General features: G+C 62.0%; 22 protein-coding genes and 1 rRNA gene. 6 read left to right on the top strand and 17 right to left on the bottom strand.

The features are described from left to right. Positions 1-74: 74 nt before the first annotated feature. Positions 75-1805 (top strand): Na+/H+ antiporter, encoded by a 1731-nt coding sequence (locus DFO48_RS04780; RefSeq protein ID WP_114862728.1) that lies wholly within the window; start codon positions 75-77, stop codon positions 1803-1805. A 104-nt stretch (positions 1806-1909) separates the two neighbouring features. Here the strand turns inward: DFO48_RS04780 and DFO48_RS04775 are convergent, their stop codons facing one another. Further along, a complete protein-coding gene (locus DFO48_RS04775; RefSeq protein ID WP_114862727.1) occupies positions 1910-3658 on the bottom strand; it encodes an AMP-binding protein in 1749 nt (582 codons plus the stop codon). A gap of 135 nt (positions 3659-3793) precedes the next feature. Between DFO48_RS04775 and DFO48_RS04770 the strand changes: the two genes are divergently transcribed. Beyond that, the gene (locus tag DFO48_RS04770; RefSeq protein ID WP_003073133.1) at positions 3794-4870 is read left to right on the top strand and encodes an AraC family transcriptional regulator; all 1077 of its coding nucleotides are present in this window, start codon (positions 3794-3796) and stop codon (positions 4868-4870) included. A 15-nt stretch (positions 4871-4885) separates the two neighbouring features. Then, a complete protein-coding gene (locus DFO48_RS04765) occupies positions 4886-5581 on the top strand; it encodes a DUF4336 domain-containing protein (protein WP_114862726.1) in 696 nt (231 codons plus the stop codon). 3 nt (positions 5582-5584) lie between these two features. On the opposite strand, the gene DFO48_RS04760 is transcribed toward DFO48_RS04765, so the two are convergent. Both DFO48_RS04760 and DFO48_RS04755 read right to left on the bottom strand, forming a co-directional pair. Then, positions 5585-6310, bottom strand: coding sequence for an HAD family phosphatase (locus DFO48_RS04760; RefSeq protein ID WP_114862725.1), 726 nt, complete (start codon positions 6308-6310; stop codon positions 5585-5587). 101 nt (positions 6311-6411) lie between these two features. Beyond that, positions 6412-7470, bottom strand: coding sequence for a hypothetical protein (locus DFO48_RS04755; RefSeq protein ID WP_034348157.1), 1059 nt, complete (start codon positions 7468-7470; stop codon positions 6412-6414). 156 nt (positions 7471-7626) lie between these two features. Here DFO48_RS04755 and DFO48_RS04750 point away from each other — a divergent pair, with 156 nt between their 5' ends. Then, positions 7627-8322, top strand: coding sequence for a response regulator transcription factor (locus DFO48_RS04750; RefSeq protein WP_003073141.1), 696 nt, complete (start codon positions 7627-7629; stop codon positions 8320-8322). Here the strand turns inward: DFO48_RS04750 and DFO48_RS04745 are convergent. Further along, positions 8319-10148, bottom strand: coding sequence for a hybrid sensor histidine kinase/response regulator (locus DFO48_RS04745; RefSeq protein WP_114862724.1), 1830 nt, complete (start codon positions 10146-10148; stop codon positions 8319-8321). The two genes, DFO48_RS04750 and DFO48_RS04745, sit on opposite strands and share 4 nt — an antisense overlap. Further along, complete coding sequence (locus tag DFO48_RS04740; RefSeq protein ID WP_199406952.1) at positions 10132-10545, bottom strand: YchJ family protein; 414 nt, start codon at positions 10543-10545, stop codon at positions 10132-10134. Before DFO48_RS04740 ends, DFO48_RS04745 begins: the two co-directional genes overlap by 17 nt. 130 nt (positions 10546-10675) lie before the next feature. Between DFO48_RS04740 and DFO48_RS04735 the strand changes: the two genes are divergently transcribed. Beyond that, positions 10676-11167 (top strand): DUF421 domain-containing protein, encoded by a 492-nt coding sequence (locus DFO48_RS04735; protein ID WP_003073147.1) that lies wholly within the window; start codon positions 10676-10678, stop codon positions 11165-11167. A gap of 24 nt (positions 11168-11191) precedes the next feature. Here DFO48_RS04735 and DFO48_RS04730 read toward each other — a convergent pair whose 3' ends face one another. The 11 genes from DFO48_RS04730 to DFO48_RS04680 form a co-directional block, all read right to left on the bottom strand. Then, a complete protein-coding gene (locus DFO48_RS04730; protein ID WP_003073149.1) occupies positions 11192-11983 on the bottom strand; it encodes an alpha/beta fold hydrolase in 792 nt (263 codons plus the stop codon). A 161-nt stretch (positions 11984-12144) separates the two neighbouring features. Further along, entirely contained in the window at positions 12145-13275 is a 1131-nt protein-coding gene (locus DFO48_RS04725) for an acyl-CoA dehydrogenase family protein (protein ID WP_114862722.1), read from the bottom strand. A 45-nt stretch (positions 13276-13320) separates the two neighbouring features. Further along, a complete protein-coding gene (locus tag DFO48_RS04720; RefSeq protein WP_114862721.1) occupies positions 13321-13992 on the bottom strand; it encodes an SDR family oxidoreductase in 672 nt (223 codons plus the stop codon). A 77-nt stretch (positions 13993-14069) separates the two neighbouring features. Then, entirely contained in the window at positions 14070-14699 is a 630-nt protein-coding gene (locus DFO48_RS04715; protein WP_114862720.1) for an MSMEG_1061 family FMN-dependent PPOX-type flavoprotein, read from the bottom strand. Continuing rightward, the gene (locus tag DFO48_RS04710) at positions 14696-15808 is read right to left on the bottom strand and encodes a hypothetical protein (protein ID WP_114862719.1); all 1113 of its coding nucleotides are present in this window, start codon (positions 15806-15808) and stop codon (positions 14696-14698) included. The genes DFO48_RS04715 and DFO48_RS04710 overlap by 4 nt, the downstream gene beginning before the upstream one ends. Before the next feature lie 107 nt (positions 15809-15915). Continuing rightward, on the bottom strand, positions 15916-17100 hold the full coding sequence (locus DFO48_RS04705) for an acetyl-CoA C-acyltransferase (protein WP_003073161.1): 1185 nt from the start codon (positions 17098-17100) through the stop codon (positions 15916-15918). Between the two features lie 41 nt (positions 17101-17141). Then, positions 17142-18989, bottom strand: coding sequence for a bifunctional isocitrate dehydrogenase kinase/phosphatase (aceK, locus tag DFO48_RS04700; protein WP_114862718.1), 1848 nt, complete (start codon positions 18987-18989; stop codon positions 17142-17144). Between the two features lie 102 nt (positions 18990-19091). Continuing rightward, the gene (gene can / locus DFO48_RS04695) at positions 19092-19754 is read right to left on the bottom strand and encodes a carbonate dehydratase (RefSeq protein WP_003059108.1); all 663 of its coding nucleotides are present in this window, start codon (positions 19752-19754) and stop codon (positions 19092-19094) included. 50 nt (positions 19755-19804) lie between these two features. Next, the gene (locus tag DFO48_RS04690) at positions 19805-20992 is read right to left on the bottom strand and encodes an isovaleryl-CoA dehydrogenase (RefSeq protein WP_003073164.1); all 1188 of its coding nucleotides are present in this window, start codon (positions 20990-20992) and stop codon (positions 19805-19807) included. Positions 20993-21031: 39 nt separating this feature from the next. Next, entirely contained in the window at positions 21032-21490 is a 459-nt protein-coding gene (locus DFO48_RS04685; protein WP_003073166.1) for a PaaI family thioesterase, read from the bottom strand. A 48-nt stretch (positions 21491-21538) separates the two neighbouring features. Next, complete coding sequence (locus tag DFO48_RS04680; RefSeq protein WP_003061601.1) at positions 21539-21940, bottom strand: MerR family DNA-binding transcriptional regulator; 402 nt, start codon at positions 21938-21940, stop codon at positions 21539-21541. A gap of 121 nt (positions 21941-22061) precedes the next feature. Here DFO48_RS04680 and DFO48_RS04675 point away from each other — a divergent pair, with 121 nt between their 5' ends. Beyond that, on the top strand, positions 22062-23147 hold the full coding sequence (locus DFO48_RS04675; protein WP_114862717.1) for an MBL fold metallo-hydrolase: 1086 nt from the start codon (positions 22062-22064) through the stop codon (positions 23145-23147). A gap of 147 nt (positions 23148-23294) precedes the next feature. On the opposite strand, the gene rrf is transcribed toward DFO48_RS04675, so the two are convergent. Further along, positions 23295-23383: ribosomal RNA gene (gene rrf, locus DFO48_RS04670) — 5S ribosomal RNA — on the bottom strand; the annotation flags it as partial.

Below are 23383 nucleotides of genomic sequence, written 5' to 3'. Positions count from 1 at the left end.
GATAACTGATGTGAGAACTTGGTTTTTTTCTTGCTCGGACACGACACTGCCACGGCAGTTGAAGAAAATGCCTCATGCACGCTGTTGAAACCGTTTTGCTTGTCTTGCTGCTGGGAGCGCTGACAGGCATTGTGGCCCGCTATATCCGGGCCATCCCCCTGCCTCTGATTCAGATCGCGCTGGGTGCGCTGATTGCCTGGCCGCAAGCCGGTCTGCACATCGCGTTCGACCCGGAGCTGTTCCTGCTGCTCTTCATTCCGCCACTGCTGTTCGCCGACGGCTGGCGCATCCCCAAGCGTGAATTCTTTGCATTGGCCAAGCCGATCTTGCTGCTGGCCCTGGGCCTGGTGCTGTTCACCGTGCTGGGCCTGGGCTATCTCATCCACTGGATGATTCCCGAGATTCCGCTGACCGTGGCCTTTGCCCTGGCCGCCGTGATCTCGCCCACCGATGCCGTGGCCGTTTCGGCCATCACGCGCAATCTGGGCATGCCCGAGAAGACCATGCATGTGCTGGAGGGCGAGTCGCTGCTCAACGACGCATCGGGCCTGGTGGCGCTGAAGTTTGCGATTGCAGCCACGCTGACTGGCATGTTCTCCTGGGGCGAAGTCGCCAAGGAATTCACCTGGATGGCCGTCGGCGGCCTGGGTGTGGGGGCGCTGATAGGCTGGGGCTTCAGCCATGCGCGAGGCACCATCACGCGCCGTCTGGGTGACGTAGCCGCCACGCAAATGGTGTTGCTGCTGGTGCTGCTGCCCTTTGCCGCCTATATCGTGGGTGAAAAAATCGGTGTCTCCGGCATTCTGGCTGCCGTGGCCGCCGGCATCGCCACCAATTTTGCAGACCTGGAGCGCAGCAGCTACATCAGCGAACGCCTGCAGACCGAAGGCACCTGGAGCATGGTGGAAGCTGCCTTCAACGGCGCCATCTTCCTGCTGCTGGGCTTGCAGTTGCCATCCATCATCGGCGTGCCGTTGCATCAGGCCGGCCATGACTGGTGGATTCTGGTCGGCTATGTGGCCGCGATTTCGTTTGCGCTGCTGCTGATGCGCTGGATCTGGCTGGTACTGGGTGTGCATGGCTCGCTGCTGCGCGCCCACCGCCAGGGCAAGATGTCCGAACGCCCCTCCAAGCTGCTGAACCTGGCCACCACGCTGGCCGGCATTCGCGGCGCGGTCACGCTGGCCGGCGCGCTGTCCGTGCCCATGCTGCTGAACAACGGCCAGCCCTTCCCGGGCCGCGACATGCTGGTCTTTCTTGCCACGGGCACCATTTTGTTCACGCTGGTGATCGGTGCCGTGGGCCTGCCCATCGTGCTGCGCCACCTGCCCCCGCACGAGGAGTCGCCCACCGTGCGCGAGGAGCGCCTGGCCCGCGAACAGGCCTGCATGGCAGCCATGGCCAAGCTCACGCTGAGCGAGGAGGAAATGCAGCGCCGCGACCCCGAATGGGTGGCGATGCGCCAGGAGGTCAACGGCCATCTGACCCAGGAGTACCGCAACCGCATCCAGTTGCTCGACGACGGCAGCGGCGCTGCTCAGAGCATAGAGCTGCTGCGCGAAGCACCCGAAGTCGTGCGCCAGCGCAAGCTGCGCTATGTGATGGAGATCGAAACCCGCATCGAGTGCATTCATGCCGAGCGGGACTTTTACTACGCCGAAAGACAGGCCCATCGCATCAACGACGAATCGCTGCGCAGCCTGGTCAGCGAGCTGGACATGCAGGAAATCGCCATGCGCAAGCGCCTTGCAGTCGCGCGCCGCGCCGCCGGTCTGCCCATGGCCAGCACGCACGCCAATCACTGAGTCAGAGACGCCCGGCAAGAGCCGCCTCGCGGCACGGGCGTCGTCCCCCTTGGGGGGCACCCGGCGCAGGGAAGGTGCGAAGCAGCTCAGGGGGTAGCGCATATTCAGGCCGTCTTGATCACGCGCAGATCCAGCAACTCGATCATCTCGTCGCGAATCCTGAACTTCTGGATCTTGCCCGTCACCGTCATCGGAAAGGCCTGGACAAAGCGGATATAGCGCGGCACCTTGTAGTGCGCAATCTGCCCCTTGCAGAAGTCGCGCACCTCATCCTCGCCGAGTTCCTGGCCGGGCTTGACAATGATCCACGCACACAGCTCCTCGCCATAGCGCACATCGGGCACGCCCACCACCTGCACGTCCTGCACCTTGGGGTGGCGATAGAGGAATTCCTCGATTTCACGCGGGTAGATGTTCTCGCCGCCACGGATCACCATGTCCTTGATGCGGCCCACGATATTCACATAGCCCTCGGCGTCCATGGTGGCCAGATCGCCGGTATGCATCCACTGCTCGGCATCGATGGCCTCGCGGGTCCTGGCCTCGTCTTCCCAGTAGCCGTGCATGACGGAATAGCCGCGCGTGCACAGCTCGCCCGACTGACCCGGCGGCATGATCTCGCCCGTGGACGGATCCACAATCTTCACCTCCAGATGCGGCTGCACCTTGCCCACGGTGGCAACACGTTTTTCCAGAGGCGTATCGGCATCGCTCTGGCAACTCACGGGACTGGTTTCGGTCATGCCGTAGGCGATGGTGATCTCGCTCAGATGCATGTCGCGCACCACACGCTTCATCACCTCGATGGGACAGGGCGAGCCTGCCATGATGCCGGTGCGCAGCGTGGACAGATCGAACTCGGCAAAGCGCGGATGATCGAGCTCGGCAATGAACATGGTGGGCACGCCATGCAGACCCGTGCATTTCTCGGCCTGCACCGCTTCCAGCACCGTGAGGGGGTCAAAGCCGTCATTGGGATAGACGATGGTCGAGCCATGGGTGAAGCAGGCCAGATTGCCCAGCACCATGCCGAAGCAGTGATACAGCGGCACGGGAATGCAAAGCCGGTCCTCGGGCGTGAGGCGCATGCATTCGCCAATGAAGAAGCCGTTGTTGAGGATGTTTCGGTGCGTCAGCGTCGCCCCCTTGGGAAAGCCCGTGGTGCCGCTGGTGAACTGGATATTGATGGGATCGTGGTTGCTGAGCGTGGCCGCAATGGCATCGATGCGCTCATCCGCACTGGTTCCTTGCGCCATCAGCTGCGAAAAACGCAGCATGCCGGGCTGCTCGGCGTCCAGATCCGCCGCACCTGAGCCGGTCGCACCTGAGCCGGGAGCATCAATCCACACCACGGTGCGCAAGGCAGGCAGGCGCTTGGATTGCAGCTGGCCTGGCGCGCAGCTCGCCAGCTCTGGCGCCAGCTCGCGCAGCATGCCCAGATAGTCGCTGGTCTTGAAGCGCGGCATGGACACCAGCGCCTTGCAACCCACCTTGTTGAGTGCATATTCGACTTCGGCGGTGCGATAGGCAGGGTTGATATTGACCAGCACCAGGCCCACCTGAGCCGTGGCCAGCTGCATCAGCACCCACTCGGCGTTGTTATGGCTCCAGATACCCACCCGGTCGCCCCTGACCAGCCCTTGCGACAGCAGTGCGCTGGCCAGCTGGCGCGCAGCCATATGCAGCTGGGCATAGCTGTAGCGCAGACCCTGATGACGGCTGACCAGCGCGTCACGCGCGCCCTGGCGCTGCGCCATTGCAGCAAAAAAATCGCCAATCGTCTGCTCGATCAGCGGCACATCCGTGCCCCCCTTGGCATAGCTGGCGGTCAGCGCGTTCACTTGCGATGGCATGGTCTTATGTCTCCTTGCGTGCCGGCAGCCACCTGCGAACTGGCTGCACGGCGTCCATTCAGCACCGTTTTCTGCGCCTCAGAATAAGGGCAAGCCCTGTCCAGAAGAGGTCACAAAGGTTGCAATAATTGCCAAATGCTCACCCCCTCTCTGGTCAAGACTCCACTGCCACACCATGCCAGCTCCGTGCTCAAATCGCACCCGGCAATTACCCCCATGGCGTTTGTTCAAGCCATTGTCCGCGCCTATGAAGCAAGGCAGATGTCAGCGCTAGGCGCCCTGGAAAAGGCACAAATCCCGCCAAATCTGATTGACGATGCCGACGAGCGCATCACGGCCCTGCAGATGGAGGCACTATCCGACGCAGCCATGCGCGAGCTGGACGATGAAGCCCTGGGCTGGTTCGAGCACCGCCTGCCCTGGGGCAGCTACGGCATGCTGGCGCGTGCCAGCATCAGCGCACCACAACTTGGCCTGGCGCTGGCGCGCTGGTGCCGCCATCACGGGCTGATTGCGCAGGACATACAGCTGCAGCTCAGCGAGCAGGCCGGCATTGCCACCCTTACCCTGCATGAAAGCCGCCCACTGGGCGCCATGCGCGAGTTCTGCATGGTATCGGTGCTGCGCAATATCCACGGCTTTGCAAGCTGGCTGATCAACGAACCGATCAGCCTGCTGCATGCCAGCTTTCCGTTTGCCGAGCCCGCGCATGCCGATGTCTACAAGGTGCTGTTCGCACCGGGCAGCATCGCTTTTGATGCCCCCGTCGCCAGTCTGCAGTTTGAAGCACGCTGGCTGCAGGCACCGCTGGCGCGCGACGAGGCGGCCCTCAACCGGATGCTGCAGCGCGCCTTGCCGATCCAGGTGCGCCCCTACCAGCGCGAGAAGACTCTGGTGCAGCGCGTGCGTCATCTGCTGGCCGCCAGCGGGGAGGAACAGCAGACGGCTGAAACGCTGTCCCGCCAGTTGCATCTGTCGCAGCGCAGCCTGCACCGCCAACTCAAGGAAGAAGGTATTTCGCTGCAGGCCCTCAAGGACGATATCCGGCGTGAACGCGCGATTGCGCTGCTGCTGCGCACCAGCCGCCCCATCAAGCGTGTGGCCCAGGCCTGCGGCTTTCTCAACGACAAGAGCTTTATCCGCGCCTTTCGCCTCTGGACAGGGCTGTCCCCTTCGGAATTTCGCAAAACCGCCGGCCAGCGTGCCGTCTGACGCAAGGAACTCTCCATGCAGGAATCCTCAGAAAACTGGCAGGCAATCGCTGATGGGGTATGGGCACTCAGCTATCACTTCAGCAATGCGGGACTCAAGGTCAGCACCCGCATGACGGTGATCCGGCTGGCGGACGGCAGCCTGTTCTCGCACTCTGCCGTGCCGCTGACGCAAGTGCAGAAAGCGGCGCTTGACGCCCTGGGACCGCTGCAGCACATCGTCGCACCCAGCGCCATGCATCACTTGTTCGTGGGCAAACTGGCAAGGCTCTATCCACAGGCCCGGATCTATGGCACACAGGGCGTGCTGAGCAAGCGCCCGGACCTGCCGCTTCTGGAGCCCTTGCCACCGGACTCCGAAGCCCCTTGGACAGGCGAGCTGCAATGCCTGCCACTGGACGGCCTTCCCATGCTCGACGAGACGCTGTGGTTCCATCCGGCCAGCGGCAGCCTCATCGCCACCGACGTGCTGCAATGCTGGCAGGGCCCCCTGAGCCTGCCGGTACGCATGTATCTGGGCCTGACGGGCGGGCATGAGCGCCTGACCGTGCCGCGCACCGTGCGTCTGCTGGTCAGGGACAGGGCCGCCGTGCGCAGCTGGGTGAAGCGGGTCGAAAGCTGGCCCGTGCAGCGCGTGATCCTGCTGCACAACAGCGTGATCGACGATCAGCCCATGAAGCACCTGCGCGAGGCGCTGTCGATCTGGGACTGAGCTTTAGCGCAGGTCGTGCTCGTCGTCATCGCCGGCCGAAGCGCTGGCGGCACTCCTGCGCACGGCCTCGAACATGGCGGGCAGATCGCCCATGTCGCCGAACACGCAGGCGGCGCCAGCCTCAAGCAACTGCTCTGCCGAGGCATGGCCCTGATCGGCCGGGAAATAGCCCCAGACGGTGGCACCGGCGGCCACGCCGGCCTGCACGCCGGTCATGGTGTCCTCGATCACCAGGCATTTGGCAGGATCGGCCTTCAGCGCCTTTGCCGCTGCCAGATAGACATCCGGAAAGGGCTTGCTGCGCGGCATTTCATGGCCGCTGTAGACATGACCTTCGAAATAGGGTGCCATGCCCACCTTGGCGAGCTGCATCTCCACCTTGGCACGGTCCGCACCCGAGGCGCAGGCAATGCGACCGTTGCACAGCGCGTGAATCTGCATGACCGCTTGCTGCGCGCCATCGATGGCCACCAGCTCGGCACGCAGCGCGGCATTGCGGCGCTCGTAGAACTCGGCCATCCAGGCATCGGTCAGCGGCTTGCCGGTATGGGCCTCGATAACGGCCGCCTGGCTGCGCACCGTCTTGCCGATGAAGTCGCGCGTGCACTGCTCCTGGCTGATGGCCCATCCGGATTCGTTGAGCATGGTGCACAGCACGCGATTGGTGATCGATTCGCTGTCCACCAGCACACCATCACAGTCGAAAAGCACAGCGTCAAAAGCAGTCATGGAAACATTACCAGCGCATCAGGGGATGCAAAAAAGGCGCCCAACGGCGCCTAGTATCAAGAAACAGAGGGCGTGATTATGCGCTCACGCCCTTTTTTAGTTCAGGGGAAGGTCACTCCGGCCAGCGGATTGATCATCCACGCACTGTTCTTGACGTAGATGGTGCTGGTCTTGCCGTCTGCAGTCATGATGCCGCTGAAGTAGAAGAAGCCCTTGGCCGCATTGGCATTCATATTGTTCAGCTGGGTCGTGAGCGAGTCACTGCTTGCCGAGGCCTCGACCAGATACTCGATGGCACCATTCTGTGCGGAGCTTTTCTCGAAGACATCCACATAGTTCATGTTCATCGGGTCGCTGCCCAGCCCCTGCGTGCCGCGGATGAACCAGCCATCGGCGCCCTTTGGTGCCAGACGGGTTCTCATCGCTGCAGCATCGGCGGCCGAGAATGAACTGCCGAGCTTGTCGACCTGATAGGTATAGGTGACGCTGTCGTTGCGCTTGGCATACAGGCTGAACAGCTCGTTGTTGATGATCTGGGGACCCAGATAGCGATAGCCTGCGGCCCCTTGCCCGTTGAGCTCCGCGGCAAAGTCTTCGGCGGTCTTGGCCACCGGCGTCACTGTCCGGTAGCTGAACTGGTCGCTGCGGCTGTTGTCCTTGACATAGACGCTGCGGATGTCGCTGACATCGCTGAACACGGCGTCGGACTTGTACATATAGCCGCTGCTGCCCTGCTGGTTCAGCTGAGCCAGAAAAGCGATGCGCGTTGGCTGCGCTGCGGGATTGACATAGCTGAACTTGCGCCCTGCATGCGCGGTATCCGTGAGATAGAAATCGCCGATCTCCGTACTGGTCGGGCTGATCGAGCCTGCCAGGGAGCTGAACAGTGCATAGCCGTCGGCCCCCATGCTGTTGGCGGCATTCAGCATCTGCGCATGGCTGGCGGCGGTCTGGCCGCCCAGCTTATAGGTTCCCGTGACGGCCTGATTGCCGGTGCCGCCACCATTGCCGCCTCCGGTATTGCCTCCGCCGCCTTCGGAGCCACCTCCTCCGCCATTGCTGCCACCGCTGCCGCCATCTCCACCGCCGCCACAGGCGGCCAGGGTGGAAATCAGCAGCAAGGCTGCAGTTCTACGGGTGATTTGCATAAGTGATGGCACGGGCCTGCTCCTCGGTCTTGATGTTGGTTGAAAATGTCCATATCCCGACACTGAGATAAAAAGCAGCGTCGTCTTACAGACATTGTCAGAAGGCTTGCGAGCAGACCACTCCCTACCGAGGAGGGGTCTTTGTTACCAAGCCCCAAAGGAAGGCTCATGCCCGATCTACTGCAAATCCTGAGCACCACTCAACAGGGCGCACAGCCCTATGCGCTGGTGGTGGATGATCACCCGCTGGTCGCGGAAGGTGCAGCCCATGTGCTGATGACCAGCGCCGGTGTGCAGCGGGTGCGCTGTGCGGCACACGGCAATGAGGCTCTGGCCATGATTGCTGCGCTGGGCGAGCCCGTCATCACCGTGATGGACTTCTGGCTGGAGGACGGCGCATCTCTGGAGTTTGTGCACAGCATCCTGGCCTTGGCTCCTGGCACACGCATTCTGGTGACCAGCGGCGACAAGCACCCGGCCATCGCCAGCAAGGCCGCAGCCGCAGGTGTGCATGGCTTTGTGCACAAAAGCAGCCCGTCTCACGAATTTCAGGCGGCAGTGCAAGCCCTGCTGAGCGGCCGCACCTGGTTTGAGGCCCTGCCTCCCATCCCGACCGCCCCACCGGCACCAACCGCGGGCAGCATCCTGCATATGAGCGCCAGAGAGCTCGGCATCACTGCGCGCCAGGCACAGGTGCTGAGCCTGTTGTTACAGGGCAAGCCCAATCGCGCCATTGCACAGGCACTGAACCTGTCCGAATACACGGTCAAGGAACATGTCACCGCCCTGCTTCAGCGCCTGGGCGCCAACAACCGCGTGGCGCTGATCACGCGTATGCGAGGCATAGAGGTCGACTTGGACTAAGGCTGGCGAATCGCCATGCAGCGCGCCAGCACCGCATGCAGCTGGTCGGGCTGCAACGGCGTCGCCAGGGCCAGATAGCCCTGATCCTGCACCTGCTCCAGCAGCTCCTCATCGCCGCTCATCAAAGCACCGCTGGCTTGCGGACGCTGATCCAGAAGCAGCATCAGACACTCCAGCCCGCTTGCGCCATCCTTCAATCGCTGGTCGCACAACACAAAGTCTGGCCACAATCCATCGGCCAGCAGTTGCTGCGCCTCAACCAAGCTGCGCGCTCTTTGCACCTGCACACCCCAGCTCTGCAAGATCTGCACCAGCACCGGGGCCAACTGCGCATCGTTTTCCACGACCAGGCAGTGCCCCTGCAGGGGAGCGAGCCACTGCGGCTCAGTCAATATCGGCGGTGCCGGCAGCACGGACGATGCCTGCCACTGCTCGGCATCCTTTGGCCAGCGCAGCCAGAAACATGACCCCTTGCCAGGCAGCGACTGAACCCCGCATTCCACACCCAGCCGCTGCGCCGCCAGTGCCACCACGGACAGGCCCAGGCCACGCCCGCGCAATGGCGCCGGCACGCCATCCCTGGCATCGCGCTGCTGGCGTGCAGGGCTGCGATAGTGACGCATGAAGACCTGTGCGCATTCCTGCTCGCTCATGCCACACCCGCTGTCCCACACCTGTAAAAGCCAACGTCCCTGCCTGTGCCTCAGCGCCAGCAGCACTCCGCCCTGGTCGGTGTAGCGCAGCGCGTTTTGCAGCAGATTGAAAACCATCTGCCGCAGCAGTACCGCATCCGTGCACAGTGCCGGCATATGAGCTGGCTGCCTCACGCGCAGACGCAAACCGCGCTGCGCTGCCTCGCGCGCAAACAGGCGCCGGGCTTCGTCCAGCACCGCACTCATGGATACCGCCTGCCATTGCGGTGCGAAGCTGTCGCCCTCAAGTCGCGACAGATCCATCAGGTCGTTGAACATGGAGCCCAGATCGCGCGTGCAGGCCTGCATTTCCTGCAGCAGCTGCGCCAGCTCGTCATCCTGATTGCGCTGATGAGCGGCTTGCAGCATCAGGCCCATGGCATGCAGGGGTTGCCGCAGATCGTGGCTGGCGGCGGAGATAAACCAGTTCTTTTCGGCCAGCGCATTCTCTGCCTGCTCCTTGGCTTCGCGGTAGCGCTCCGCCAGTGCCTGACGCTCCAGCTCGTGCGCCATCTGCTGCTGCACGAAACGCCGCGCCCCCCAGGCGTGGCGAGCAAGTATGGCGCCGTACAGCAGCAGCAGCGGCAACAGATAAGGGCCTTTGTGCGGAAAGTAATGCAGCGTGCACAGCAACATCGGCAAGTAGATGCCCGCCATGAAGGCCGCGAACACCTGCGGCACCGGCGCCAGAAAAGTGGCGGCCGATGCCATCACGCCCAGCAGCACCAGATAGATCAGCAGGCGCAGCTCACTATGGCTGCCACTCCAGGTAAAGGCCAGCACGCTGACCCAGAGCAGGCCGTTGATCAACGCGGCCAGCGCCAGCTGTCGCTGCCAGGCTGTCAATGCCGCCTGCAGTCGCGATGGCTCCCAGTCGCGCACAGACCGCCACTGGCGATGCAGGCTGCGGCGAAACAGCAAAAAGCCCAGCGCCATGACGATCATCAGCCCCCACCACCAGGCCAGCCCAGCGCTGACGGCTGGGCTGTTGCGGGTACTGACCCACAGCAGCAGGGCCGGAATCAGCAATGCGGCGATTTCGGAGGAGCCACGCGAAGCCAGTGACTGCAGCAGGCGCAGACCGGCCTGCAGCCGGGTCGACTGCGCCGAATCGACTTCAGAATTGGTCGCCATCGACGTAGAACCAGCGCCCACCCTCGAGCACAAAGCGGCTGCGCTCATGCAGGCGCACGGCACGACCCGCCAGACGATAGCGGGCGACGAATTCAACCTCTGCAGAAGCATCGCCGGTCGACTGAAACTGCTTCACATCCAGCCCCAGCCATTTGGTGGCAGCATCGAAATCAAGCTGTGACGGGCGCTGGCTGGCATGCCAGGTGGCTTGCAAATATTCCTGGTTCTCAGACACGAAGGCCGTATAGCGCGAGCGCATCAGCGCCTCGGCATCGGGAGCGGGCCGGGCATCCCAGTGATCGATATAGCGGCCGCAGCAATCGGCATAGGCCAGCAGCCGCCCCTTGGCATTCTTGCGTCCACAGGGACAGTCCCGCTTGTTCTCGGCTTCTTTCACAACTTTGGCAGTCTTGATTGGCAATGCTGCATTGTCGACCAAGTCGAACAACGAGCAAGCCGGCTTGCGCAGTCGGTTGCCTCAGAGCACAGTAGCGGCAGTTCAAAGCTCGCTGCTCAAAGGTTTGCCTATGTTCTCCATGGCTGCTCCCTGGTGGGAGTTCGTGATTCGCGGTGTTAGCGTCTACCTGTTTCTGCTGGTGTTTCTGCGTCTGACCGGCAGGCGCCAGACCGGCCAGTACGCACCTTTCGACCTGGTGCTGCTGCTGATTCTTTCCAACGCAGTACAGAACTCCATGAATGCGGGCGACAACTCGCTGATCGGCGGCCTGATCAGTGCCACCACCTTGCTGGCCTGCCATGCACTGCTCTCCCACCTGAGCTACCGCTTTGCCGGGCTGCGCAAACTGGTCAATGGCAAACCCAAGGTCCTGATTCACCAGGGCATTGTGCAACCCAGTCTGATGACGCAGGAGCAGATCACTGCCGAAGACCTGGCGGCAGCCCTGCGCTCCAATGGCTGCCTTAACGCGCATGAGGTGGAGCGCGCCACGATCGAGACCAACGGCCAGATCACCGTGGTGCTGCGCAAGCGCAGCATGGCCGAACTCGGAGAGGCCTGAGAGCCTCAGAACGTATTTACGTTCTCAGTGCAGGCCATCCAGAAACTGCCTGATGGCCGCATTCACGGGTTCCGGGTGCGTGAGATTGGCCGCATGGCCTGCGCCTGCCACATCCACCCACTGGGCCTGGGGCAGGCCCTTGAACATGGCCCGCGCACGCTCCACACCGATGGCCGCATCCTTGTCGCCATGAATCACCAGCGCAGGCACCTTGATTTCGGCCAGGCGCGGGCTGATGTCATCGCGCAGCGCCAGCGTCGCAAAGCTCTGCCCCAGGTTGATCGGCGAGGCCTGCTTCCATTTGGCGCGCCACTGCGCAGCCCCGGGCCAGCCCTGGCCCAGAATCGTGTGTTCCACGATGGTGGCCATGTCATCTGACAGACCATGCTCCATCCAGGCCTTGAGCAGCGCCTCGTGGTGGGGCATCTGCTCGGGGTCTTCCAGCATGGCCTGGGTGTCTATCAGCACCAGCGCGCCCACGACATCGGGGTGAATCAGCGCGCAGCGCAGCGACAGATAGCCGCCTTGCGACATGCCCACCAGCACCGCTTTTTCCACACCCAGATATTTGAGCAAAGCCGCCAGATCGTCGGCCGAGTCATAGTAGCTGAACGCTTCGCAATGCTCGGGATCGGCCGTCTGCCCATGGCCCCGCTCGTCCCAGCTGATGCAGCGATACTGCCCCTGCAAAGCCTGAATCTGCGGCTCGAACATGGTGTGGTCCATGAGCAGGCCGTGCGAGAACACAATGGCCGGGCCACGCCCTCCCGTGTCCTCGTAGTAGATATTCTGACCATTGACCTGGGCAAAAGGCATGCCGGACTCCTGCTGCAAATGGTTGAAACCCCTGGGGGAACTCCCCACACTGAGCACATCCTAAGCAGGCCTTGTGACATCGGCAACCGGCCCGTCCCCTGATGTGCCACAGCCTCGTGCGCAGCAGTTGACAACGGCGGGCTTTTGCCGCCAGGTGCAGATCAGGCCAGCGCCCGCTGGATCAATATCTTCTGCACATCGCTGGTGCCTTCGTAGATCTGGCACACGCGCACATCGCGATAGATGCGCTCCACGGGAAAGTCGCTCACCACGCCATAGCCGCCCAGGGTCTGGATGGCGGCGCTGCATACGCGCTCGGCCATCTCGCTGGCAAAGAGCTTGGCCATGGCGGCTTCCTTGAGGCAGGGAAGACCCGCATCACGCAGGCTGGCGGCATGCCATATCAGTTGCCGGGCTGCTTCGATCTGCGTGGCGCATTCGGCGAGCCTGAAGCCCACGGCCTGATGGTTGAAGATAGGCTGGCCAAAGCTCTCGCGCTCCTTGCTGTATTGCAGCGCGCATTCAAAGGCCGCACGCGCCATGCCCACGCTTTGCGCGGCAATGCCGATGCGCCCGCCTTCTAGGGCGGACAGCGCAATCCTGTAGCCCTCGCCCTCGGCCCCGATCAGGTTCGCGGCGGGAATGCGGCAGTTCTCGAAATTGATCTGCGCCGTATCGCTGCTGTGCTGGCCCAGCTTGTCCTCCAGGCGTGCCACCTGGTAGCCGGGATTGCTGGTGGGCACGACGAAGGCACTCATGCCTTTTTTACCCGCAGCCTTGTCGGTGACGGCGATGACGATGGCGACATCGCCATTCTTGCCGCTGGTGATGAACTGCTTGACGCCGTTAATGACGTAGTCCTCGCCGTCGCGCACGGCCGTCGTACGCAGCGCCGAGGCATCGCTGCCCACATGGGGCTCGGTCAGGCAGAAGGCTCCCAGCATCTGGCCCTGCGCCAGCGGACGCAGCCATTGCTCCTGCTGGCCGGCATTGCCGTACTTCATGAGGATGGCATTGACCGGGCAATTGGTCACGCTGATGACGGTACTGGTGCCGCCATCGCCAGCGGCAATTTCCTCGAGCACCAGCGCCAGGCTCACATAGTCCAGGCCCGCACCGCCGAGTTCCTCGGGCACGCAGATGCCATAGGCACCGAGCGCGGCCAGCCCCTGGTGCACGCCCTTGGGGAACTCGTGCTCCTTGTCCCAGCGCGCGGCGTGGGGTGTGATCTGCTCGCGCACAAAATCGCGCAAAGCGTCGCGGATCATTTCCTGGTCCTGATTCAGCAGCATGTTGTCTCCGATATTTATAGCTATATGCCCTTTGTTCAGCCTGGGCTAGGCGTCTAGAAGCTTGATGTATCTGCCGTCGTGGCGCAGCAGCTGACCACGGTCTTCGGGCTTGACCTGCGCCAGGGAATGCATCAGCCCCTGCACGCTTTGAGCGACCGACAGAGGGGCCGCAGCGCCGCCCATCTCGGTCTGCACCCAGCCCGGGTCCAGCGCCAGCAGCGTCAGGCCCGGCCATTGGCGGCAGGCCGAGACCACCGCCATATTGAGCGCAGCCTTGCTGACACGGTAAAGCCAGGCGCTCTCGTCCGCATCGGCCAGCAGGGACATGCCGCTGGAGAAGGCGCCGATCACGCCACCAGCCTCCTGCACCATGGGCGCAATCTGCGGCAGAGCCTGCATGAAGCCCAGCACATTGCTGTGCATCACCAGGTCGAACTGCTGCTGGGTAGGCGGCACGCCTGCGTCATGACCGTCCCAGACACCGGCCACGTACAGCGCGATATCGATGCTGGCCCCGTCGAGCTGCCAGGCCAGGCCGCTGACGCTGGCAGGATCTGCCAGATCGACCTGCAGCACCCGGGCGCCCCTTGCCTGCAGCTCGACCATGTCTTCAGCCTTGCGCACGGTGGCAATCACCTGGTGGCCCTGTGCCAGATAGGCCTCGGCCAGGGCTCGCCCAATGCCGCGTGATGCACCTAGAATCAGTATCAAAGCCATAGCTGTTTGCGCCTATAGGTGTTGGGTTTCAGAACGTTTTTCATCGAGAATCCTTTCATGACAAGCGCTGTCAGCTATCAACTTTTCTTGATCTGCTCGGCGGCAATCATGGCGCCATAGCGGGCCACCATGCTTTCCTGCGACTCTGGCTGGGCGGTCAGTCCCATCTGCGCATGGATGATCTGATTGAGCGTTGGCATGACGTTGCGCGCCACCCTGGCCTCCTCGCTCCACAGGCGAGAGCGCATCAGCGCCTTGGCGCAGTGCAGATAGGCTTCCTGCACACGGACTTCGATCACCAGCTTGGGGCGGAAATGATCGCTGGCAAACAAGGCCGTGTAATGCGCCTCGTCACGCAGCTGGGCCGTGCCGTTGACACGCAGGGTTTCATCGAAGCCCGGTACAAGGAACAGCAGGCCCAGGCGCGGGTCGTCGAGCAGATTGCTCAGGCTGTCCAGCCGGTTGTTGCCGCCCGCATCGGGAATGAGCAAGGTGTTGGCGTCCGGTGCCTTGACGAAGCCAGGCTTGCCGCCTCGTGGCGAGGCATCGAACAAGGTGCCGCCCGCACCGCCCGTGGCCATGACCAGAAACGGCGACAGCGCGATAAAGCGCAGGCAGTGCCGATCCAGCTCCCACTGCTGCTTGAGCAGCGCCCGCTCGGCAGGAGGGTCGTACAACTGCAGCAGTTGTTCGCGCGAAGTGATCATGAAGCCAGGACCTCTTTGGGACGGTCGTTGCGATGAATGGCGGCGTACAGAGACAGGAATTCGTTCCAGGAAGGGTCGAAGGTCACGCTGAGCTCGCCCTCCAGCTCCGGCACATGCTGTCTGCCCAGCTGTCCGGCCAGCTGCACCGCATGGGCAGGGTCTTCCACATAGTAGGTGGCAACGCGGGCACTCATGTTTTCCACGCGCGAGAAGGCCAGAATTCCGCGCTGCTCGCGGCTGAGCTGCTCATCCAGCGCATCCTGGGCGTCACGCACGCCGTCCAGCTCCTGCTGGCTGGAGAAGCTGAAGCGCCACTCCATGAAGTGCGACAGATCGGCGCGCGTGGCCACGGCATTGGCACCGTCGTGGAAGGTCAGGATGTCGGGCGGCGCATCCTCGTCGGCATCCTGTGCGCGCACTTCCAGCGACAGCCAGCGGTCGCTGTCCTCCTTGGGGAATTCATAGCTGCGGCCCAGTTGCTGGCGGATGAAGCCATCGAACAGCGGCGGGAACTCCGACAGCAGCGCGGAGCCGTAGACATCGGCCGCTGCCTCGGAGGCAAACTCGACCGGGCCCACGCGCACCGAAAAATCCCACTCGCCCAGTACATGGTCCAGCATGATGAAAGCCATGTGCTGCGCATGCTCGGCCATGTCCCTGGCAATGGGCTTCTCGAACGAGAGCTTGAGGCCGATGATGCCTCCCGCATCGTAATAGCCCACGCGGATATCGGAGCAGGCCAGCTCGAAGCCGTCCATGCGCATGCCGAAGTTGCTGCCCAGCGCACGGCTGCGAAACGCCTGCACGCTGTAATGCTCAAAACGCGGCGCCTGGCGCACCAGTGCCTGGGCATTCTCGAACTGCGCCGTGTTGCCATGGGCCGAGATCACCAGACGGGAGCCGGCCTCCCCGAGCTTGCCTTCCAGCTCCAGACTCAGGCCCGGCGCATATTGGTGCAGCAGCTCATTGGAGCTTTCCACAAACTCCTGGCGATCGAGCTCCTCCAGCTGGCTCAGCTGGTTGGAAAAATCGCCCCAGAAAGCATCAATCTGCTGCGGCTCCAGCGGCTTGATGGTCTCGCTCTCGTCGTGGTGAATGTCTGCGCTCATGAATGATTTCCGCAATGTGAGCTGCACACATTCAGCGCGAATGCGTGCAATCCGTTGAACATGCGTTCACTGTAGAGCAAACTGGTGACGATTCTGAGCAAATAGCGTCAGATCAGCTCAACGGCCATGGCCGTGGCCTCGCCGCCGCCGATGCACAGCGTGGCCAGGCCCTTCTTCTTGCCGCGTGTCTTCAGTGCGTGCAGCAGGGTGACCAGAATGCGCGCGCCGCTGGCGCCAATCGGGTGTCCGAGAGCACAGGCGCCGCCGTTCACGTTGACCTTGTCATGCGAAACCTTGAGATCGGCCATCAGCGCCATGGGCACCACGGCAAAGGCTTCGTTGATTTCCCACAGATCCACATCCTCCACGGCCCAGCCGGCCTTCTTGAGTGCCTTTTCGGTGGCGCCCACGGGTGCGGTAGTAAACCACTCGGGAGCCTGTGCAAAGGTCGCGTGCGAGACGATGCGCGCCAGCGGCTTGCAGCCCAGCTGCTTGGCCGTGGACTCGCGCATCAGCACCATGGCGGCGGCGCCGTCGTTGATGCTGGAGCTGGAAGCGGCAGTGATGGTGCCGTCCTTCTTGAAGGCGGGCTTGAGGCTGGAGATTTTGTCCAGCTTGGCCTTGGCCGGGCCTTCATCAACGCTGACGGTCACGTCGCCCTTGCGGGTCTTGACGGTGACGGGCGTGATTTCGGCGTCAAAAGCACCGCTTTGCGCGGCGGCCTGGGCGCGCTGCACGCTGGCAATGGCAAACGCGTCCTGCGCTTCACGCGTGAACTGGTATTTGGCGGCGCAGTCCTCACCGAAGGTGCCCATGGAGCGGCCGGCCTCATAGGCGTCCTCCAGACCGTCGAGCATCATGTGATCGAAGATCTTGTCGTGTCCCATGCGATAGCCGCCACGCCCCTTCTTGAGCAGATAAGGCGCGTTGGTCATGCTCTCCATGCCGCCGGCAATCATCACATCGCGGCTGCCGGCGATGAGCTGGTCGTGCGCCAGGATGGTGGCTTCCATGCCGGCGCCGCACATCTTGGACAGGGTCACGGCGCCTGTGCTTTGCGGCAGGCCGCCCTTGAAGCCGGCCTGGCGAGCCGGAGCCTGGCCCTGGCCGGCCATCAGGCAGTTGCCGAACAGCACTTCCTCCACCAGCTCGGGCCGGATGCCGGCACGCTCGACTGCGGCCTTGATGGCTGCGCCACCCAGGTCATGGGCGGCCAGATCGGAAAAATCGCCCTGGAACGCGCCCATGGGGGTGCGGGCGGCGCTGACGATGACTACGGGATCCTGATGCATGGTTTGTCTCCTTCAGAAATGGATGGGTGTGATCTGCCTCTTCAAGCGAGGCTATTGGCGGGAATATCGAAACGCTGCGTGTCCAGTCCTGCGTCGCCGGCATGCAGAAAGCGGCTGCGCTCGTAGGGGAACACGTCCAGGAAATGACCGTCACGGATACGGCTCTGGTGACCGCGCCAGAACTCGGCCTCCAGCAGATCGGCGTGATGGCGCATGAAGATGTCGCGCACGGCCGGATGGCCCAGCAGAAAAGGCCCGAAGGTCTCGGGAAAGACATCCCTGGGGCCGACCGAATACCAGATATCGCCCGACATCTCCTCTTCCTCGGTTCGCGGCTGCGGCACCTCGCGGAAGTTGCAGTCGGTCAGGTATTCGATCTCGTCATAGTCGTAGAACACCACCTTGCCGCCACGCGTGACGCCAAAGTTCTTCCACAGCATGTCGCCAGGAAAGATATTGGTGGCGACCAGGTCCTTGATGGCATTGCCGTACTCGAGAATCGCCCTCTCCATGGCGGCGCGGCGCTCCGGCTTGGTATCAGCCTCGGCCAGGCACTCCATCAGGAACAGGTTCAGCGGCACCAGGCGGCGCTCGATGTAGAGGTGGCTGATGATGACTTCCATCTGCCCGTCGCCGTCGCGGTCGCTGATCTCGATCTGCTCGGGAGCCTGGGCGTGCAGCTCGGCCAGCAGTTCATCGCTGAAACGGTCTCTGGGGAAAGCCACCAGGCTGTACTCCATGGTGTCCGCCATGCGACCGCCACGGTCATGCTTCTTGACCAGCTGGTACTTGGCCTTGACCTGGGGACGTGAGACATCCTTGCTGCTGGCGATACGGTCCTTGATGAGCTTGAAAACATAGGGGAAGCTGGGCAGGTCGAACACCAGCATGACCAGGCCCTTGATGCCGGGCGCAATGCGCAGCTGATCGCTGGAATGACGCAGATGATGCAGAAAGTCGCGGTAGAACAGCGTCTTGCCCTGCTTGGCCAGACCCAGAGCGTTATAGATTTCCGCCTTGGGTTTGCGCGGCATGAGACTGCGCAGAAAGCTCACATAGGCGCTGGGCACTTCCATATCCACCATGAAGTAGGCGCGCGCAAAGCTGAACAGCGCATGCAGGTCGTCCTCGCCGAACAGGGCCGCATGCAGTATGAGCTGCTCCTGCTCTCCATGCAGTATGGGAATCGCCAGCGGCAGCTCGGTATAGCCGGTGATGATCTTGCCGACCAGGTAGGCCCCCTTGTTGCGGTAGAACAGGCTGGACAGCACCTGAAGCTGGAAGTTGGCCCTGAGCGTCAGGCCCGCCAGCCTCTCGCGTATGCGCTCGGCCAGCAGATGCACGTCGCGCTGCAGGTCTTCAAAGCGGCATTGCAGCTGCAACTGCTCGAACAGGGTCTGCAGCGTGCCTTCAAGCTGGGCAAGGTTGCCGGGGTAGTAGGCCCGGTAGATGGGTACGGCACCCGGCGCGGTGTTTTCCAGGTATTCGGTGCTGACGGCCGCACGTACGAAGATGAAGTCGTTCTGGAAATGGGTGCGGTGCAAAATCTTGGTCGTGACCGAGTTGAAGAAGGTCTCGGCCAGCTCCGGCTGCAGATGATCGACCATCAGGCCGATGTAATGCAGCTTGACCTGCTGCCAGACAGCCATGCTCTGCAGGCTGGCGGCATACTCCTCTTCCAGCCTCTGGATGCAGGCCCGCACCTGCCGGTCGTAGAACTCTATGCGTTCACGCTGAGCCTGCTGCTGGCCCGGCCAGTCCATGGTCTCGAAGCGCTGCTTGGCTCGGGCAGCTTCCGCACTGAACATGCGGTAATGCTGGTTGTAGCCATGCATCAGGGCCTGCGCAATGGCATAGGCCTCGGGGGCGTCCAGTCGTTGCGGAAACATGGCGGGCCAGTCGCTCCAGGTAAGTGAGCAGCACTCTCAGGCGGACAAGCGGCAAAGGCCTTGGATCCGCTTGAGGGCACTGCAACTGCGCAGCGGCAGCGATCAGTCGCGCTTACGCGCTGCGACCTTCTCGACAGCCTTGTTGTAGACATCCTCCAGGCCGCCCACACCAGGCACGGTCATTTCGAGGTTGGTGATGTGGCCGTTGTTGAGGCTGTAGCACCAGCCGTGCAGAGTCACCTTCTGGCCACGGGCCCAGGCATCCTGCATCACGGTGGACTGGGCCACGTTGACCACCTGCTCGATGGCGTTGAGCTCGCACAGCACATCGTGGCGGAACTGGGTGGAGATTCCTTCCAGCAGCTTGATGTGCTTGTCGCGCACGTCGCGCACGTGGCGGGTCCAGTTGTCCACCAAGCCCAGGCGCAGATTGTTCAGCGCCGCATACACGCCGCCGCAGCCATAGTGACCCACCACCATCAGATGCTCGATCTTCAGATGGTCGACCGAGTACTGGATGGTGGACAGGCAGTTCAGATCGCTGGGCACCACCACGTTGGCCACGTTGCGGTGCACGAACACCTCGCCAGGCTCCAGACCCGTGATCTGGTTGGCTGGCACGCGGCTGTCCGAGCAGCCGATCCACATGTATTTGGGTTTTTGCTGCGCCATCAGTCCGGTAAAGAAACCAGGACGATCACGCTCCATCTGGTCTGCCCATTCGCGGTTGTGGACAAACAGTTCTTCGATGGAGGTCGTTGTCATGAAGCTATCCTTCTTTTTGTGGTTGAAAGAACGGCGCAGCTCCTGCTTTTTCAGCAGGTTTCAGCAAACAGCTCGCGGCCTATGAGCATGCGGCGAATTTCGCTGGTGCCAGCGCCAATCTCATAGAGTTTCGCATCTCGCCACAGACGACCAAGCGGATACTCGTTGATATACCCATTGCCGCCATAGATTTGCACGCCCTCGCCGGCCATCCAGGTGGCCTTCTCGGCGCACCACAAGATCACGCTGGCGCAGTCCTTGCGAACCTGGCGCACATGATCGGTTCCCAGAAGATCCAGGTTTTTAGCGACCGTATAGGCAAAAGAGCGGCCTGCTTGCAGCACGGTGTACATGTCTGCCACCTTGCCCTGAACCAGCTGAAACTCGCCAATGCTCTGGCCGAACTGCTTGCGGTCGTGGATATAGGGGACGACATTGTCCATGACGGACTGCATGATGCCCAGCGGACCGCCGGTCAGCACCGCACGCTCATAGTCCAGGCCGCTCATCAATACCTTGGCGCCCATGTTCAGGCCGCCAAGAATATTTTCAGCCGGCACCTCCACGTCCTGGAACACCAGCTCGCCCGTATGGCTGCCGCGCATGCCCAGCTTGTCGAGCTTTTGCGCGATCGAGAAGCCCTTCATGCCCTTCTCGATCAGAAAGGCCGTCACGCCGCGCGCACCCATCTCCGGCTCGGTCTTGGCATAGACCACCAGGGTGTCGGCATCGGGCCCGTTGGTGATCCACATCTTGCTGCCATTGAGCAGGTAGTAGCCGCCCTTGTCCTCGGCCTTGAGCTTCATGCTGATGACGTCCGAGCCGGCACCGGGCTCGCTCATGGCCAGCGCGCCCACATGCTCGCCAGTGATGAGCTTGGGCAGGTATTTGGCCTTCTGCGCCTCGCTGCCGTTGCGATTGATCTGATTCACGCACAGATTGCTGTGCGCGCCATAGGACAGGCCCACCGAGGCACTGGCGCGCGAGATTTCCTCCATGGCCACCATATGCGCCAGATAGCCCATGTCGGCGCCGCCGTACTGCTCGGATACGGTGATGCCGAGCACGCCCAGTTCGCCAAACTTGCGCCACACGTCCATAGGGAACTGGTCGCTGCGGTCGATCTCTGCAGCACGCGGAGCAATCTCGCTCTGGGCAAATTCACGCACCGCGTCGCGCAGCGCATCGATGTCTTCACCGAGCTGGAAGTTCAGTCCTGGCAGATTGGCAAGGCTCATGGTTGTCTCCTGTAGATATGGGTCTGATGAATCGTCTTGTCAGTGCTGTATGCCTTCACGGTTCTGCACACACATCAAAGTGCAGCCCATTGTGGCAATCAGTTTCTCTTTTCCCTGGTCAATGGCAAATGCCTTGCCTTCGGATACGGTGATGGTGCGCCCGGGCTTGATGACCCGGCCCTCCATGCGAAAGCGCTGGCCCTTGGCCGGGGCGAGCAGGTTGATTTTGAATTCGATGGTGAGCACTGCCGCATCGGCCGGCATCAGCGTCAGCCCCGCATAGCCACAGGCCGAGTCGAGAGCAGTGGAGACCATGCCCGCGTGCAAAAAACCATGCTGCTGCGTCAGGCCCGGAGCCCAGTCCAGACAGATATCGACAACGCCTGGCTCCACCAGGGTCAGCTCCGCGCCAATCGTGGCCATGGCGCCTTGCTTCGCAAAGCTCTGCTTCACCCGATGAACAAAATCCAGAGACTCGGCGGCACCAGCAACAGACATGGCAACTCTCCAGCAAAGCTTTGCAATTGACGTTTACGTAAACGTCAATTATGCGCCATTTTTGCTCTCGCTCCTCTTCAATAGCGTGCGGGCCTCTTTTTCCTGCTCTCGCACCTCATCCAGAGTCACCTGCAGATCGGCCATCTGCGCTTCGAGCTGCTTGCGGTGGATAGCCAGCACATCGAGAAACTTGCGCAACTGCACGCCCGTATCGCGCGGGCTGTCATACATGTCGATGATTTCCTTGGCCTCCGACAACGACAGTCCCAGGCGCTTGGCCCGCAGCGTCAGGCGCAGACGTGCGCGGTCTCTCGATGAATACACGCGATTGCGACCGCCTGCGCCGGAGCGCTCCGGCTGCAGCAAGCCCATGTCTTCATAAAAACGGATGGCCCGGGTCGTGAGATCGAACTCTTTGGCAAGGTCACTGATGGTGTAGATGGTCGACATGATTCTGTGGGGTTGTAAGTCTTGCATCTCACAGGTGACTGCACGAGGCAGGCCGGTCTCTAAAATGCTTTGACAAAACTGACGTTTACGTTAACGTCAATGCTAAACGAAATACCGCCTCATGACCTCAAGCCAAGAATCCGCACTTCATTACCCTCTCGGCGATACCTTGCCCGGTCCCGCCCAGACTCTGGAAGTGGCACCCGGCCTCAAGTGGATCCGCATGACCCTGCCGTTTGCCCTCGATCACATCAACCTCTGGCTGCTGCGTGATCGCCAGACCGATCGGCATGGCCTGGTACGCGAGGGCTGGACCGTCATCGACTGCTGCGTCAATCGCACCGAGGCGCGCGAGCAATGGGAACAGATCTTCGCCTCTGCGCTTGAAGGCCTGCCTATTTTGCGTGTCATCGTCACCCATATGCACCCCGACCATATCGGTTTGGCCGGCTGGCTCTGCCATCAGTGGAATGCGCCCTTGTGGATCAGTGCCACCGATTACAACGTCGCCCGCGTCGCCATGAAAGACAGAGACGGCTTTGGCGGCGAATCCGGTGCGGACTTCTACAGCCTGCACGGACAAAGAGATGAGGAATTTCTGCTCCATGTGCGCGGCCGCGGCAGCTACTACTCTTCCCTGGTAGCCCCCATCCCCGACATCTATCACCGCATCATGGATGGCGACGAGATAGACATCAACGGCCGCACATGGCAATGCATTGCCGGCTATGGTCACGCGCCGGAGCACATGGCGCTTTACTGCCCCGAGCTCGAGACACTGATCAGCGGCGACATGGTGCTGCCCCGTATTTCCGCCAATGTCAGCGTGCATTCTTCCGAGCCCGAAGCCAACCCGCTGCAGCTGTTTCTCACATCTCTGAAGCGCTACTTCGCTCTACCCCAGAACACCTTTGTTCTGCCCTCGCATGGCAAACCATTCACAGGATTGCATGCCCGTGTCCAGCAACTGCTGGACCATCATCATGAACGCCTGAACGACATCATGCAGGCCTCCCGGCAACAGGGGCTGAGCGCTGCAGACATCCTTCCCATCCTCTTCAAACGCCAGCTGGACACCCACCAGATGACTTTTGCAATGGGCGAAGCTCTGGCCCATCTGCATTACCTCTGGTTCAGCCGGCAACTGACGCGGCGGCTGGATGAAAACGGTATCCTGCGCTTCTACGCTCCCAATATGCAGAAATAAAAAGAGAGCGCCTGGCGCCCTCTTTTTATGGGTTTCCGGTATTTTTGCAGCCGCAATGCTTTGACAACGTACGACAGGCGCTCCTCGTTTTGAAGCGCCCAATAAAAAACCCCGTAATCTTTCGACTACGGGGTTTTCACTGTAAGAGCCTGACGATGACCTACTTTCACACGGGAACCCGCACTATCATCGGCGCAAAGTCGTTTCACTGTCCTGTTCGGGATGGGAAGGAGTGG

The organism is Comamonas sp. AG1104, from assembly GCF_003350425.1.
Lineage (GTDB): Bacteria > Pseudomonadota > Gammaproteobacteria > Burkholderiales > Burkholderiaceae_C > Comamonas > Comamonas testosteroni.
Note: the sequence above shows the minus strand (reverse complement) of the source record. Positions and strands in the feature narration are given on the sequence as shown.

Excerpts from the sequence above, each read along its gene's own strand:
- DFO48_RS04780 (WP_114862728.1), top strand. The coding sequence starts at position 75 with ATGCACGCTGTTGAAACCGTTTTGCTTGTCTTGCTGCTGGGAGCGCTG.
- DFO48_RS04775 (WP_114862727.1), bottom strand. The coding sequence starts at position 3,658 with ATGCCATCGCAAGTGAACGCGCTGACCGCCAGCTATGCCAAGGGGGGC.
- DFO48_RS04770 (WP_003073133.1), top strand. The coding sequence starts at position 3,794 with ATGCTCACCCCCTCTCTGGTCAAGACTCCACTGCCACACCATGCCAGC.
- DFO48_RS04765 (WP_114862726.1), top strand. The coding sequence starts at position 4,886 with ATGCAGGAATCCTCAGAAAACTGGCAGGCAATCGCTGATGGGGTATGG.
- DFO48_RS04760 (WP_114862725.1), bottom strand. The coding sequence starts at position 6,310 with ATGACTGCTTTTGACGCTGTGCTTTTCGACTGTGATGGTGTGCTGGTG.
- DFO48_RS04750 (WP_003073141.1), top strand. The coding sequence starts at position 7,627 with ATGCCCGATCTACTGCAAATCCTGAGCACCACTCAACAGGGCGCACAG.
- DFO48_RS04745 (WP_114862724.1), bottom strand. The coding sequence starts at position 10,148 with ATGGCGACCAATTCTGAAGTCGATTCGGCGCAGTCGACCCGGCTGCAG.
- DFO48_RS04735 (WP_003073147.1), top strand. The coding sequence starts at position 10,676 with ATGTTCTCCATGGCTGCTCCCTGGTGGGAGTTCGTGATTCGCGGTGTT.
- DFO48_RS04730 (WP_003073149.1), bottom strand. The coding sequence starts at position 11,983 with ATGCCTTTTGCCCAGGTCAATGGTCAGAATATCTACTACGAGGACACG.
- DFO48_RS04725 (WP_114862722.1), bottom strand. The coding sequence starts at position 13,275 with ATGCTGCTGAATCAGGACCAGGAAATGATCCGCGACGCTTTGCGCGAT.
- DFO48_RS04720 (WP_114862721.1), bottom strand. The coding sequence starts at position 13,992 with ATGGCTTTGATACTGATTCTAGGTGCATCACGCGGCATTGGGCGAGCC.
- DFO48_RS04715 (WP_114862720.1), bottom strand. The coding sequence starts at position 14,699 with ATGATCACTTCGCGCGAACAACTGCTGCAGTTGTACGACCCTCCTGCC.
- DFO48_RS04710 (WP_114862719.1), bottom strand. The coding sequence starts at position 15,808 with ATGAGCGCAGACATTCACCACGACGAGAGCGAGACCATCAAGCCGCTG.
- DFO48_RS04705 (WP_003073161.1), bottom strand. The coding sequence starts at position 17,100 with ATGCATCAGGATCCCGTAGTCATCGTCAGCGCCGCCCGCACCCCCATG.
- aceK (WP_114862718.1), bottom strand. The coding sequence starts at position 18,989 with ATGTTTCCGCAACGACTGGACGCCCCCGAGGCCTATGCCATTGCGCAG.
- can (WP_003059108.1), bottom strand. The coding sequence starts at position 19,754 with ATGACAACGACCTCCATCGAAGAACTGTTTGTCCACAACCGCGAATGG.
- DFO48_RS04690 (WP_003073164.1), bottom strand. The coding sequence starts at position 20,992 with ATGAGCCTTGCCAATCTGCCAGGACTGAACTTCCAGCTCGGTGAAGAC.
- DFO48_RS04685 (WP_003073166.1), bottom strand. The coding sequence starts at position 21,490 with ATGTCTGTTGCTGGTGCCGCCGAGTCTCTGGATTTTGTTCATCGGGTG.
- DFO48_RS04680 (WP_003061601.1), bottom strand. The coding sequence starts at position 21,940 with ATGTCGACCATCTACACCATCAGTGACCTTGCCAAAGAGTTCGATCTC.
- DFO48_RS04675 (WP_114862717.1), top strand. The coding sequence starts at position 22,062 with ATGACCTCAAGCCAAGAATCCGCACTTCATTACCCTCTCGGCGATACC.